Source organism: Acidimicrobiales bacterium, assembly GCA_035547835.1.
Lineage (GTDB): Bacteria > Actinomycetota > Acidimicrobiia > Acidimicrobiales > Iamiaceae > DASZTW01.
On record DASZTW010000019.1, the window covers coordinates 95,068 to 108,375 of the forward strand.

General features: G+C 71.2%; 11 protein-coding genes. 6 read left to right on the top strand and 5 right to left on the bottom strand.

The window, feature by feature from the left end; genetic code table 11:
- Positions 1-53 precede the first annotated feature (53 nt).
- The gene (leuS, locus tag VHA73_15220; protein HVX19375.1) at positions 54-2,972 is read right to left on the bottom strand and encodes a leucine--tRNA ligase; all 2,919 of its coding nucleotides are present in this window, start codon (positions 2,970-2,972) and stop codon (positions 54-56) included.
- 138 nt (positions 2,973-3,110) lie between these two features.
- On the opposite strand from leuS, the gene VHA73_15225 reads away from it, so the two are divergent.
- On the top strand, positions 3,111-4,760 hold the full coding sequence (locus VHA73_15225) for a fatty acyl-AMP ligase (GenBank protein ID HVX19376.1): 1,650 nt from the start codon (positions 3,111-3,113) through the stop codon (positions 4,758-4,760).
- Positions 4,761-4,812: 52 nt separating this feature from the next.
- Here VHA73_15225 and VHA73_15230 read toward each other — a convergent pair whose 3' ends face one another.
- From VHA73_15230 to VHA73_15240, 3 genes are read right to left on the bottom strand one after another with little or no spacing between them, the layout of a single operon-like run.
- The gene (locus VHA73_15230; protein ID HVX19377.1) at positions 4,813-5,823 is read right to left on the bottom strand and encodes an LLM class F420-dependent oxidoreductase; all 1,011 of its coding nucleotides are present in this window, start codon (positions 5,821-5,823) and stop codon (positions 4,813-4,815) included.
- Between the two features lie 42 nt (positions 5,824-5,865).
- Positions 5,866-6,753, bottom strand: a complete 888-nt coding sequence (locus tag VHA73_15235) for a PAC2 family protein (GenBank protein HVX19378.1) — start codon at positions 6,751-6,753, stop codon at positions 5,866-5,868.
- Positions 6,754-6,790: 37 nt separating this feature from the next.
- A complete protein-coding gene (locus VHA73_15240; GenBank protein ID HVX19379.1) occupies positions 6,791-7,852 on the bottom strand; it encodes a phosphotransferase family protein in 1,062 nt (353 codons plus the stop codon).
- Positions 7,853-7,954: 102 nt separating this feature from the next.
- Here VHA73_15240 and VHA73_15245 point away from each other — a divergent pair, with 102 nt between their 5' ends.
- Positions 7,955-8,683, top strand: a complete 729-nt coding sequence (locus VHA73_15245; protein HVX19380.1) for a tetratricopeptide repeat protein — start codon at positions 7,955-7,957, stop codon at positions 8,681-8,683.
- Positions 8,684-8,796: 113 nt separating this feature from the next.
- Positions 8,797-9,582: a helix-hairpin-helix domain-containing protein gene (locus VHA73_15250; protein ID HVX19381.1), complete on the top strand. Its 786-nt coding sequence runs from the start codon at positions 8,797-8,799 to the stop codon at positions 9,580-9,582.
- A gap of 38 nt (positions 9,583-9,620) precedes the next feature.
- Here the strand turns inward: VHA73_15250 and VHA73_15255 are convergent, their stop codons facing one another.
- Positions 9,621-10,244, bottom strand: a complete 624-nt coding sequence (locus VHA73_15255) for a hypothetical protein (protein HVX19382.1) — start codon at positions 10,242-10,244, stop codon at positions 9,621-9,623.
- Positions 10,245-10,318: 74 nt separating this feature from the next.
- On the opposite strand from VHA73_15255, the gene VHA73_15260 reads away from it, so the two are divergent.
- Genes VHA73_15260 through holA form a run of 3 tightly spaced genes read left to right on the top strand, consistent with a single transcriptional unit; the run spans position 10,319 to position 13,295 of the window.
- Complete coding sequence (locus VHA73_15260; GenBank protein ID HVX19383.1) at positions 10,319-12,121, top strand: ComEC/Rec2 family competence protein; 1,803 nt, start codon at positions 10,319-10,321, stop codon at positions 12,119-12,121.
- Positions 12,118-12,285 carry a hypothetical protein gene (locus tag VHA73_15265; protein ID HVX19384.1) on the top strand — a complete coding sequence of 56 codons (168 nt, stop codon included), beginning with the start codon at positions 12,118-12,120 and terminating at the stop codon, positions 12,283-12,285. Before VHA73_15260 ends, VHA73_15265 begins: the two co-directional genes overlap by 4 nt.
- A complete protein-coding gene (holA, locus tag VHA73_15270; protein HVX19385.1) occupies positions 12,282-13,295 on the top strand; it encodes a DNA polymerase III subunit delta in 1,014 nt (337 codons plus the stop codon). The genes VHA73_15265 and holA overlap by 4 nt, the downstream gene beginning before the upstream one ends.
- The last annotated feature ends 13 nt before the right edge of the window (positions 13,296-13,308 follow it).

The window sequence follows — 13,308 nt, forward strand, 5'->3', positions numbered from 1 at the left end:
TCGTAGCAGCGCGGGGCTGGCGTCCGGAAACGACGCGACGCCTGCGCGGGCGGTCAGCCGACCACGAAGTTGACCATCCGACCGGGCACGACGATGACCTTGCGCACGGTGGCGCCATCGAGCGCGGCGGCCACTTTCGCGTCGGCGCGAGCTGCCGCTTCGAGCGCCTGCTCGTCGGCGTCGGTGGCCACCTCGATGTGCCCCCGCACCTTGCCGTTCACTTGCACGGGCAACTCGATCGTGTCGTCGACCAGCAGCGCCGCGTCGGCCACGGGGAACGGCGTGCGCGCCAGCGAGTCCGGGTGGCCGAGCCGTTCCCACAGTTCCTCGGCGATGTGTGGCGCCAGGGGAGCCAGCAACAGCACCAGCGGCTCCGCCGCGCCCCGCGCCACCGGTCCGCCCTGATCGCGGGCGGTGAGATGGTTGGTCAGCTCGGTGATGCGGGCGATCGACGTGTTGAACCGCAGGGTCTCCATGCCGTCGCGCACCGCCGCGATCGTGCGGTGCACGATCCGCTGTGTCTCGACGTCCGGTTCGTCGTCGGAGACGTGGACTTCGCCGGTGTCCTCGTCGACCAGCAGACGCCAGATGCGCTGCAGCTGGCGGTACATGCCGACGACGGCCGTCGTGTCCCATGGCCTGCTCTGGTCGAGCGGTCCGGTGAACATCTCGTACAGCCGGAGTGTGTCGGCGCCGTACCGTTCGAACATCTCGTCGGGCGTGACGGCGTTCTTCAGCGACTTGCCCATCTTCCCGTACTCGCGGGTGACCGGCTTGCCGTCGTGGGTCCAGGTGCCGTCGGCCCCGGTGACCTCCGACGCCTCGACGTAGACGCCGCGCTCGTCGGTGAACGCCCACGCCTGCACCATTCCCTGGTTGTAGAGGCGCCGGAACGGCTCGCACGACGACACGTGGCCGAGGTCGAAGAGGACCTTGTGCCAGAAGCGTGCGTAGAGCAGGTGGAGCACGGCGTGCTCGGCCCCACCGACGTACAGGTCCACCCCGCCGCAGTCGCCTTCGGACTGCGGGCCCATCCAGTAGCGCTCGACGTCGGCGTCGACGAACGCCTGCTCGTTGGTGGGGTCGAGGTAGCGCAGCTCGTACCAGCACGAACCGGCCCACTGCGGCATCGTGTTCAGCTCGCGGCGGTACGGGCGTGGCCCGTCGCCCAAGTCGAGCGTCACGGTGGCCCACCCTTCGACGCGGCCCAACGGTGGCTCGGGTTCGGAGTCCTCCCGATCCGACGTGCGGGGGCTGAAGTCGTCGATCTCCGGCAGCAGCACCGGTAGCTCCGCTTCGGGTACCGCCTGCGGCAGACCGTCGTCGCCGTACACGATGGGGAACGGCTCGCCCCAGTAGCGCTGGCGGCTGAACAGCCAGTCGCGCAGCTTGTACTGCACGGTGCCGTGGCCGATGCCCGCCGACTCCAGCCACGAGGTGATCTGGGCTTTCGCTTCCTCGACGCGCAGGCCGTCGATCGACACGTCGTCGTTGTGGGAGTTGACTGCCACGCCGTCGCCGACGAACGCTTCGGGCCACTGGCCGGCCGGGGTGCCGGCCGCGATCCCGTGCTGGTCGACCCAGGCCTTGCTCGGCGTGACCACCTCGACCACGGGCAGGCCGAACGCCTGGGCGAACTCGAAGTCGCGCTGGTCGTGGGCGGGCACCGCCATGATGGCTCCGGTGCCGTAACCCATCAGCACGTAGTCGGCGACGAACACCGGCACCGGCTGTCCCGTGACCGGGTTGGTGGCGTGAGACCCGGTGAACACGCCGGTCTTGTCCCGCCCTTCGGTCTGGCGGTCGAGGTCGGACCGGCGGCTGGTCTGCTCCTGATAGGCGCGCACCGCGGCGGCCGGGTCGGCAGCGCCGCCGGTCCAGCGTGGGTCCACGTCGTCGGCCCAGGCCGCGGCGATCAGCGAGTCGATGGCAGAATGCTCGGGCGCGAGCACCATGTACGTGGCGCCGAACAGCGTGTCGGGTCGAGTGGTGAAGACCTCGATCGGGGGCCCGACCTCGACGGGGAAGGCGACCTGGGCGCCGGTCGATCGACCGATCCAGTTGCGCTGCATCAGCTTGATCGACTCGCTCCAGTCGAGCAGGTCGAGGTCGTCGACCAGGCGGTCGGCGTACGCCGTGATCCGCAGCATCCACTGTTTCATCGGCCGCCGGTACACGGGATAGTTGCCGCGCTCGGAACGCCCGTCAGCGGTGACTTCCTCGTTGGCGAGCACCGTGCCGAGACCCGGGCACCAGTTGACGGGCGCTTCGTGCAAGTACGCCAAGCGGTGCTCGTTGACGACCGCACGCCGTTCGCTCTCGTCGAGCTCGGCCCACGGGCGGTTCCCGGCGCTCGTGCCGGGGCCCGGTTGGCGGCTCCCCGCGTCGAGCTCGGCGATCAGCTCGGTGATCGGGCGCGCTCGGTGGGCATCCGTGTCGTACCAGCTGTTGAAGATCTGCAGGAAGATCCATTGTGTCCACCGGTAGTACGAGGGGTCGGTGGTCAACACGGACCGGCGGGGGTCGTGGCCCAGGCCGAGGCTCCGCATCTGGCGACGCATGTTGGCGACGTTCTGCTCGGTGGTGACGCGCGGGTGGGTCCCGGTCTGGACGGCATACTGCTCGGCCGGCAGCCCGAACGCGTCGTAGCCCATCGCGTGCAACACGTTCCGGCCGCACATGCGCTGGTAGCGGGCGTACACGTCGGTGCCGATGTAGCCGAGTGGGTGCCCGACGTGGAGCCCGACACCGGACGGGTACGGGAACATGTCGAGCACGAACAGCTTGTCGGCGCCGTGGACCTGGTCGATCCCCTCGCTGAGCAGGCCCGAAGGGTTTGGTGCCTCGAACGTGCCCCGCTCCTCCCACCGGTCCTGCCACTTGGCCTCGATCGTGGCGGCGAGCGTGGCCGAGTAGCGGTGTGCGGGATGGTCGTCGCGTGTGCTGGAGGACGAAGTCGTCTGCTCGGCCATGGCGGTTCACGGTACTTGGCGGCCGTGAACGCCCCGAAGCCGGAATCTGACCGCGACCATGCCAGCGGAGGGACGAAAAGTTCGTCAAAATCGTCGCATGGCCGTAACACGCTCGACCGACGAGCGGTCGAACCGCTCGTGACCTCTCTTCTCGCGCGCCTGCGCCACGCCGCCACCCGTCCGGCCGACATCGTCTTGTTGACCGGGGGTGCCGAGGAGCGGGTGCCGTGGGCGGAGCTGCACGAGGAGGCCAAGGCTGCGGCGGCGGGGCTCCAAGCGCGCGGGATCCGTCCCGACGACCACGTCGCGATCCTGGGGCCGACCAGCCGGGAGCTGGTCACCGCCATCCAGGCCGTCTGGCTGGCCGGCGCCACGTTGATCGTCTTGCCGCTGCCGATGCGCATGGCTTCGATCGAGGAGTTCGTGGCCCAGACCCGGGCCCGGATGCGGGGCGCCGACACCGACCTGCTGTTGATCGACCACCAGCTGCTGCCGTTCGTGGAACCGGTCGAAGGCGACCCGCCGATGGTGCGGCTCGACGAGGTCGGCGGCGACGCAGCGTCGTACCGGACAGTGGCCGACGACCCTGAGCGTCTCGTGATCCTGCAGTTCACCAGCGGTTCCACGTCGGATCCGAAAGGTGTGATGATCCACGACCGCACCTTGTGCGCCAACCTCGACGCGATCGTGCAGGCGGGCGAGCTCACCGACCACGACGTGCTGGTGTCCTGGCTGCCCCTCTACCACGACATGGGTCTCGTCGGTCTGCTGACCGTCCCGATGACCACCGGCACGCCGCTGGTGCTCGCTGCACCCCAGGACTTCACCGCTGCGCCGGGGCGCTGGATGGAGTGGCTGGCCACGTATCGAGGCACCGTCACGGCGGGGCCGAACTTCTCCTGGGTGCTCGCGGCCCGGGCGCTCAACAGGATGGAACCGCTCGACCTCTCCTGCGTTCGAATCGCCCTGAACGGCGCAGAGCCGGTCGATCCGGACAACGTCGCCGCGCTGGTGGCAGCGGGGGAGCGGCACGGTCTGCGGCCCGGCAGCGTGTTCCCGGCCTACGGCATGGCAGAGCTCGGCATCGGCGGCGCGTTCCCCGAGCCGCTGAGTGGGCTGCGGGTCGACATCGTCGACGGGCGGGTGTTGGAGACCGAGCGCTACGCCGCGCCCGTGGCAGCCGCTGCGCCGACCGCTCGACCGCTCGCACGCCTCGGCCAGCCCGTGCCGGGCCTCCAGATGCGCATCGTCGATCCCGAATCCGGCCAGGCGCTCGGCGAGCGCGAGGTGGGCGAGCTCGAGATCCGCGGCTCCTCGGTGACCAGTGGCTACTACAAGCGACCCGACGCCACCGTCGAGCTCTTCCACGACGGCTGGATGCGAACCGGCGACCTCGCGTACCTCGTCGACGGTGAGCTGGTGATCTGCGGCCGCATCAAGGACGTGATCATCGTGGGCGGCCGCAACGTGTTCCCGCAGGACATCGAGCGGGCGGTAGGTGAGGTGCCGGCCGTCCGCGCCGGCAACGTGATCGCTTTCGGCACCGACAGCGGCCGCGGCAGCCAGCACATCGTGGTCGTTGCCGAAGTGAAGCTCGACGACGCGGCCGACGCCCGTGAGGTCCGCCGGGCGATCAGCGCCCGAGTGCGCGCCACCGCCGGCCTGTCGGCCAAGGACGTCGTGCTGGTGAGTGCGGGCACGTTGCCGAAGACCAGCTCCGGCAAGGTGCAGCGCTCGCTGTGCCGCACCCGCTGGCTCGCCGGCGAGCTCGAGCTCGTGCACGCGTAGCGAGGGCCGCGGCCAGCCGCAGCCGTCGCGGCGACGCCGCCGGTGTGGCTGCTCAGATCTCCTTGAGCTGCTTGGTGACGGCCGCCCAACGTTCGGGATCCGACTTGTACGGCGCGTAGAAGCTGAGTCGGGTGACGAGGCCCGCGTAGCGCTCCGCGATGCCCGCGGCGAGCTGCTCGGGCTCGGCCACCACGGCGAAGGCGTGGAGGATGTCGTCGTCGATCAGCTCGCCCATCTTCTCCCACTCGCCCTTCTTCGACAGGGTGTTGAGCTCGGTCTGGAGCTCGCCCCAGCCGTGGTGTTCCAGCACGGGTCGGTAGTTGGGCGTCGAGCCGTAGAACGCGATCTGGCGCCGCACGCCGACAGCTGCGGCAGCCATCTCCTCTTCGGTCGTGCCGGTGACCACGAAGGCGGGGATCGAGATCTCCAGGTCGGCGAGCGGCCTGCCGGCCTTGGCGAGGCCTCGCTCCAGCGCCGGGAGGGTCTCGGCCTTGAAGTACGAGTCGGTCGTGAAGCCATGGGCCAAGAAGCCGTCGGCCACTTCTCCGGCCACCTCGGTCATGAGCTGTCCGACACCGGCGAGGAAGACCTTGGGGGGTCCGTACTCATTGGGACCCGGGTTGAAGAACGGCGTCATCAGGGTGTGCGTGTAGAAGTCGCCGCGGAAGTCGAGCTTCACGTCGTTGTTCCAACAGTCCCAGATCGCTCGCATGGCGAGGATGTACTCGCGCATGCGCTCGGCCGGGTGGCTCCACGGCATCGAGAAGCGCTTGGTGATGTGGGCCTTCACCTGCGAGCCGAGGCCGAGGATGAAGCGGCCCTGCGATTCGCGCTGGAGGTCGTTGGCCAACACGGCCATCGACATCGGGTTGCGGGAGAAGGCCACAGCGATCCCGGTGCCGAGCTCGATCGTGCTGGTGGCGCGGATCGCGTCCATCAGCAACAGGAAGGGGTCGTGGCTGGTCTCGGCGGAGAACACGCCGTCGTAGCCACGCTCTTCCGCCACTTTGGCCGACGGGCCGGCCTTACCGAACGTTGGGTCCACACCACCGTCTACGCGCATGACGGCACCATAGTTGACCGGTCGGTCAAGTAGGTCGGGAGGTCAGGAATCGCCCTGCTCACGCAAGAAGCGCTCGAACTCGGCCGCGAGCTCGTCGCCGGACGGCAGCCCGCCCGACGGGTTGAGCGGGGTCCCGTCGCTGCCTTCGGCGGCGGCCTGCTCGGCTTGCTGCTCGAGCGCCCGCACCATGGCCTCGTGCTGGGGGTTGCCCGAGACGAGCCCGTCGATGCGCTCGCGGGCTTCAGTCGACTGCTGGGCGAGATCGCCTTTGGGGAGGTGCAGGCCGGCCACCGCCTGGACCGCGTCGATCAACTCGAGGCTGGCGGCGGGGTACGGCATGCCCGCGACGTAGTGGGGGACTTGCGCCCAAAGCCCGCATGAGGGGATGCCGGCGTCGGCGCAGGCCCGCTCGACCGCCGCTTGCGCGCCCCCGGGGACGTCGACCGTGTAGCGCAAGAAGTGGTACGCGCCGACGAGGCCCGGTGTCGAAGCGGTGCACGACAATCCGACCGGCCGGGTGTGCGGCGCAGGGGCCGGGTACGCGCCGAGGCCGAGCACCATGCGGGTGTCGAGGTCGAGCGCCAGGTCGGTCATCTGATCGCAGAAGGCCTTCCAGGCGTGGTCGGGCTCGGCGCCCACCAGGAGCAGGAAGTCGCGGCCATCGAGGTCGAGCCCGTGGCGTAGCTCCAGCCGCTGCCACGACAAGTCGTGCGCGACGCCCTCCACCAGCTCGAGCGTCGGTCGCCGCGCCCGGTAGTCGAGCAGTGCATCGGTATCGAAGGTGGCGATGCTGCGGGTGTCGAGCCCGTTGAGCACCGTCGCCAGCGCGCCGGCCGCCGCACCACCCGCGTCGATCCAACCGTCGAGCACCAACAGCAGCGGTGGCTCCACGAGACCGGGTCGGTCGTGCAGTTCGTACAACGGGTTCACAACACCCCCCAGGGTAGGGGGAGCGGGCGCGGGGAGGTCATCGACTCTTGTCGAGGGCGCTCGCCGAGGCTTCCGCCAGGAGCCGCACCTGCCCCTTGAACCCCTCGATGTCGCGGCTGGCGCCTTCGCCGGCGGAGCCCATCGCGCCACCTGCCCACCTCGTGTACACGCCGGCGAGGATGCACGCGAGCTTCCAGTAGCCGAACGCCACGTAGTAGTCGATGCGGCGGAGATCGAGGCTCGACACCTCCGCGTAGCGGTCGAGCATCTGCTGGCGGGACCAGAAGCCTTCGGTCGACGTGGCGCTGTCCATCAACGGTGCGAAGGCGTCGCCCTGCTCCGACCAATAGACCATCAACAGCCCGACGTCGGCCAGCGGGTCGCCGAGGGTGCAGATCTCCCAGTCGAGCACCGCGATCACCTGGCCGGAGGTGTCGACCATGCAGTTGTCGAGTCGGTAGTCGCCGTGGACGATCGCGGCCACCTGCTGCGTGGGGATGTCGGTCGACAGTCGAGCGTGCAGATCGTGGATGAGCTCCAGGTCGGCCACCGCCGATGCTTCGAACTGGGAGTGCCAGCGCTTGAGTTGGCGCTCGATGTACGCCTCCTTGCGGCCGAGGTCGCCGAGGCCCACCGCGTCGGTGTCGACTGCGTGGATGCGGGCCATGACCTCGACAATGGACTGGCTTGCCGCAGCCCGCGCCGCGACCGTGAGCACGTCGGCCTCGGCACGGTTGCGGATCACCAGGCCGTCGACGAACTCCATCACATAGAACGGCGCGTCGTTGACCGATTCGTCGGTGCAGAGCCCGACCACCGGCGGGACCGGCACGTCGGTCGGGCCGAGCGCCGAGATGATCCGGTGCTCACGGCCCATGTCGTGGGCGGTGGCCAAGACGTGACCGAGGGGCGGCCGCCGCAACACCCAGGCGTGGTCGGCCGCGTCGGTGACCTTGTAGGTCATGTTGGAGCGACCGCCGGCGACGAGATCGAAGGTCAGCGGCGGCTCGACCCCTTGCGCGTGCTGCTCGAACCACGCGGTGACGCGGTCGACGTGAACGCCGTCGGGATCGGAGGGTTCGTGCGGCTCGTTGCTCATCGGCGGGAACCTACCGCCCCCGCCCGGCGAGAGCGGACCCGAGAGCGGGCACCTCGTCGCAGGGCATGGCGTTCGGCGGGTTGCTCGCTACCGTTGACGATCGTGGACACGCCAACGGACACCGTCGCCATCGATGTCACCGACGCCACCTTCCAAGCGGAGGTGTTGCAGCGGTCGATGACCACCCCGGTCGTGGTCGACCTGTGGGCGCCGTGGTGCGGGCCGTGCCGCCAGCTCGGCCCCATTCTCGAGTCGGTCGTGGCGGCCACTGGCGGCAAGGTCGCCCTCGTCAAGGTCAACGTCGACGAATCGCCGGGCATCTCCCAGCAGTTCCAGGTTCAGAGCATCCCGGCCGTGTACGCGATCCGCGACGGCAAGGTGATCGACGGCTTCCTCGGCGCGCAGCCCGAACCGGCCGTGCGCGAGTTCGTCGAGCGGTTGCTGCCGACGGCCAGCGAGTCGGAGATCCAGGCGTTGCTCGAGGCGGGCGACCTGTCGTCGTTGCGTCACGTGCTCGAGCTCGATCCGGGTCATGAAGAGGCCATCGTGCGGCTCGCCGAGCTGCTCGTGAAGGAGCGGCGCTCGGAGGAGGCGCTCGAGCTGTTGGGTCGGATCCCGGAGAACTCCGAGACCCGCCGCGTGGCGGCGCTCGCCCGGGCGGGCATCGCCGACATCCCTTCCGACGTCGAGCAGCAGCTCGAGTCGTTGCTGGCCCAGGTGAGGTCCGACGATGACGCCCGACAGAAGTTCGTCGATCTCCTCGAGTTGATGGGTCCGGCCGACGAGCGCACCGCGGTCTGGCGCAAGCGCCTCACCTCGCAACTCTTCTGACCGTTGCCGGCCTGACCACGTTCGTGGCCGCGGCCCGTTCGGGTGGCCGGCGCACTAACGTATGACCTGATTCCCCTCCTCTTGCCGTCTTTCGCGCGCCCCGAGGAGGGGACATGGAGCAGCCGACCTCCCCTGCACCCGCTCGCCCCGAGCATGAGGTGCTCGACGATCTCGACCTACGCCGCCCGCCGCCGTTGCGCACGGTGTTCGAGCGACTTGCCGATGCCCGCTGGTCCCAGGTCCGTTGGCCGTCACTCGGTTCCGCGCGGTGGGGTCGGTGGGCCATCGGGGGGCTGGTCCTCGTGGTCGCAGCCGTCGTCGGATGGCGGATGCTGGCGGCGCCGCCCGCCGCTCCGGTCGAGGCCCAGCTCCCGCGGGCGTCGACCTCGGTTGCGGGCAGCTCCGCCGCGGCGGTCGCTCCCGCGGGCAACACGTCCGTGCCGCAGGGCGGCGTCGTGGTCCACGTCGCCGGCGCGGTGCGCCTGCCCGGCTTGCGGCGCCTCGGCAACGGAACGCGCGTGGCCGACGCCTTGGCCGCCGCCGGCGGTCCGACCGCCGACGCCGATCTCGACCGCCTGAACTTGGCGGCTCCGCTGCGCGACGGCGAGCGGGTATGGGTGCCCCGCAGGGGCGAGCTGACCGAACCACCGGTGGCCGACGGCGACGGCAGTGGGGGCGGGGGCGGCAACGGGTCGGCCAGCAGCGGTCCAGTCGACTTGAACCAAGCGTCGGAGAAGGACCTCGAGGAACTGCCGGGCGTGGGGCCTGCGACGGCGCAGGCGATCATCGCGTACCGCGACCAGCACGGCGGGTTCCGGTCTGTGGACGAGCTACAAGACGTCCGAGGCATCGGGGACGCCAAGTACGCCCAGCTACAACCGTTGGTGACGGTCGGGTGAGCGCAGGTTCCCGGCTCGCCAGCCGAGCCGAGGGTGGCTCAACTGCTGAGGATCAACACCATCGCGAGCAGCCCCACGATCACCCCCGCCCACACGCCGGCCACCATCGGGGCGAGTTCGGCGGCGTAACCGCGCCACGACGGTGCGGCCGCGCGGCGGGCGCGGCGAGTGGCCCAGCCGCCCAGCGCGAGCCAGGCGATCGCGCTGGTCACCACGGCGAGCAGCACCCGACCCGAGCCGCCGTAGAACGGCAAGCCGGTCAACAGCAGCGTGGGAAGCGCGAACAGGGCGAGCAGATACGCCGCCGCATCTTGGGTTGCCCCGGCGTGGCCGGCTGGCGCCGCCGACCAGACCAGCAGCCCGATGAGCGCAAGGCACGCCGCGGGTGCGAGCGCGAGGGGCGCGCCGAACACGCGCATCTGACTGGGTTCGATGCGGGGCAGGCGGCGGCCCGCGATACGCGGCGCGGCCTGAGGGCGGAGGCCGGTCGCGCCCGCCGCCGGGGCTTCCGGGGAGGGCGTGCGGGTGACGCGGGCGCCTGGGCGTGCAGGTACCGACGGTGGCGGGGGAGCGGCCGTCGCCGAGCCGCGGGCGCCGCGGCGGCGAGCCTGGCGCCGAGCCTGCACGGCCCGATCGAGATCTTCGAGGCCCGATGATGGCACCCGACGATGTTAGGACCCGAGCGCAACGGCCTGGTGGCGGTGCACCGAGCCCGCCACCAGTCGGGTTGCCCGGCGTGGTCGAGCGGGCCGCGCTGTCGGATCTCGGGGCGGTGGCGTTGGCATCGGCGGTGGCGGTCGGCGCGTGGTGGTCTCATCCCTTCCCACTGGCCGTGTCCGCAGCCGGTGTCGGGGCCGCGTTCGCGCTTCGCCGCCCGTGGCTCTTGGTGCTGGCGGCCGCGTTCCTCGCCTCGTCGCTCGGCGCCCGTGCCGTCGCCGGCATGCGACCACCCGCACCGGCCGCCTACCGCGGCACGGTCACGTTGGTCGGCGATCCGATCGACGTGGCCGGCGGCGCCCAGGTCGAGGTCCGCGCAGGTCGCCGTCACCTGTCGCTCACCGCGAGCGGCCCAGCCGCTGGCTCGGTCCGGGGTCATCTCGCTGGCGACCGGTTGATGGTCGAGGGTCGGATCCGGCCCCTGACCAAGCCCTCCGCATACCTGCACGCCCGCCACGTGGTGGGGCGGATGTCGGTCGACCGGGTGGTCGGTGTGCGCTCGACCGCGCTGCCGTGGCGACTCGCCAACATGGTCCACCGCGCGGTTGGACGAGCGGCGGACTGGCTGCCCGGGCGGGATCGGGCGTTGTATCGCGGGTTCCTCCTCGGCGATGCCCGAGGGCAGCCGGTCGAGGTCGCCGCCGACATGCGGGCCTCCGGCCTCGGCCACCTGCTCGTCGTCTCGGGCGAGAACGTGGCGTTCCTGCTGACGTTGCTCGGACCGTTGCTGCGGCGCGTCGGCCTGCGGCACCGCTGGCTCGCGGTGTGGGCAGTGGTGTCCTCGTTCGCCGTCCTCACCCGCTTCGAGCCGTCGGTGCTGCGGGCCGTGGCGATGGCCGGCCTGGGCGCGGTCGCGATGGCGCGGGGCACGAGTGCGAGCACGCTGCGGTTGTTGGCGCTGTCGGTCGCAGGGCTGGTGCTCCTCGACCCGTTCCTCGTCCACCAGGTCGGATTCGGCCTCTCGGTGGGTGCCACCGCCGGCATCTGCCTTCTCGGACCACCGTTGGCCGACGTGCTGCCGGGCCCGCGCCCGCTGGTGCTGGCCGCCGCCACCACGGTGGCCGCACAGATCGGGGTGGCCCCGCTGGCGGTGTCCGTGTTCGGTGGGCTGCCGGTGGCGGCGCTACCCGCGAACGTGTTGGCCGCTCCTGCCGCGGCTGCCGTCCTCGTCTGGGGGTTGCCGGCGGGCCTGCTGGCCCAGCTGCTCGGTGGGCCGGTCGCGGGGGTGCTCCAGTTCCCGACCCGCCTGCTCGTCGGGTGGATCGCGGTCATTGCTCGCTGGTGCGCCGCGCTCCCGCTCGGCGACTTCGGGCGGATCGAGGTGGCACTCGCCGCGGGTGCAGCGGTCCTCGTGGCGGTCGCGCGTCGGGCGGGGACGCGTGTGCGAGGCGCCGCTCGGTCGGTGGCGGCGGCGCTGGCGCTGGTGGCCGTCGCCGTGCCGTGGTGGGGAACCGCGCACCCTCCGGCCCGGTCGCGGATCGCCGGAGGCGAAGTGTGGCGAGTTGGCGCGACCGTCCTGGTCCTCACCTCTGGCGCACGCCCGCTCGACCTGTTCGATGCGCTGCATCGGCTCGGTGTCCGGCGGATCGACCTCGTGGTCGCGCCCACCGGCGGCCTCGGTCCTGCTGGCACCATCGCCCTGCTCCGAACGCGGTGGGCGATCGGAGCGGTCCTGGCCCCTCGCGACAACGAGATCCGCGGCGCGACCGGCGCGACCGCCGGTGATCGGTGGCAGGTCGGTGGCCTCGTCGTGATCGCGACGCAGGCGGTTCCACGCCTCGAGGTCCGGGTCGCACCTGCCCGTGTAGCGTCACCGCCATGACCGGAGTGACCGAGGGCGACGGCCCACACGCATTGCGGTCGGTCCCCGAGGTCGCGGCTGCGGCCGCGTTGGGCGCGGCCGAGCTCGTGGTGGCGGAACCGGTCACCGAGCGGTCCGCGCGGCGGGTGGCTGCGGTGATCGACGCCATCCGCGCCGCGCGTTGAGCGCCCCGCCCCTCCACGTGCTGCGGGGCGCCGACCCCGTCTTGTTGGCCGCTGCGGTGACCGCGCTCGTCGACGAGCTCGTGGGCGGCGACGATCGTTCGCTGGCGGTCACGGAGCTTGCCGGCTCCGACTACCTGCTCGGCGAAGTCGTCGATGCGGCGAACACACCGCCGTTGCTGACCGCGCGGCGGGTGATCGTGGCTCGCAACGCGGCGCGCTTCTCGAAGGCCGACGACGTCGCCCCGCTGGTCGCCTACCTGGAGTCACCGCTGGACTCCTCGGTCGTCGTGCTGGTCTGGGAGAAGGGGCCCGACCAAGCCCAGCTCGCGACCGTGCCCAAGCGCCTGGCCGACGCGCTCAAGGCGGCGGGCGGCACGGTCACCGCCACCGACGCACCGGCCGGCCGTGCCCGCAGCGACTGGATCGACGAGCAGTTGGCGGGCGCGCCGGTGGAGCTCGACTCGCGTGCCAAGTCCCGCGTGGTCGAGCAGCTCGGCGACGACGTGTCCGAGCTGGCGGGCCTCCTGCAACGGCTGGCCGCCGTCCACGGCGAGGGCGCACACCTCGGCGTCGACGACGTGGAACCGCTCCTCGGCCAGGCAGGCGCGGTACCGCCATGGGAGCTGACCGATGCCATCGACCGGGGCGACGTCGCCACGGCTCTCGACAAGCTGCACCGCATGTTGGGCGCCGGGGACCGCCACTCACTCCAACTGATGGCCACGCTGCAGGGCCACTACGGCCGCATGCTCCGCCTCGACGGTGCTGACGTCCGCACCGAGCGGGAAGCCGCCGACGTGCTGGGGATGAAGGGCTCCAGCTTCCCCGCCAAGAAGGCGCTCGCCCAGACGCAACAGCTCGGGCACGGTGGCGTGGCCCGCGCGATCGGGCTGCTGGCCGATGCAGATCTCGACCTCCGCGGCGCGCAGGCCTGGCCCCCGGAGCTCGTCCTCGAAGTGCTCATCGCCCGGCTCGCGCGCCTCTCCAGGCGCTCGCCGGCGAGGCGATAGGCTCCGCGACCCG

What these genes read in the sequence shown, in the direction of transcription:
- leuS (HVX19375.1), bottom strand. Translation starts at nt 2,972, where the DNA reads ATGGCCGAGCAGACGACTTCGTCCTCCAGCACACGCGACGACCATCCC.
- VHA73_15230 (HVX19377.1), bottom strand. Translation starts at nt 5,823, where the DNA reads ATGCGCGTAGACGGTGGTGTGGACCCAACGTTCGGTAAGGCCGGCCCG.
- VHA73_15265 (HVX19384.1), top strand. Translation starts at nt 12,118, where the DNA reads ATGACCGGAGTGACCGAGGGCGACGGCCCACACGCATTGCGGTCGGTC.
- VHA73_15240 (HVX19379.1), bottom strand. Translation starts at nt 7,852, where the DNA reads ATGAGCAACGAGCCGCACGAACCCTCCGATCCCGACGGCGTTCACGTC.
- VHA73_15250 (HVX19381.1), top strand. Translation starts at nt 8,797, where the DNA reads ATGGAGCAGCCGACCTCCCCTGCACCCGCTCGCCCCGAGCATGAGGTG.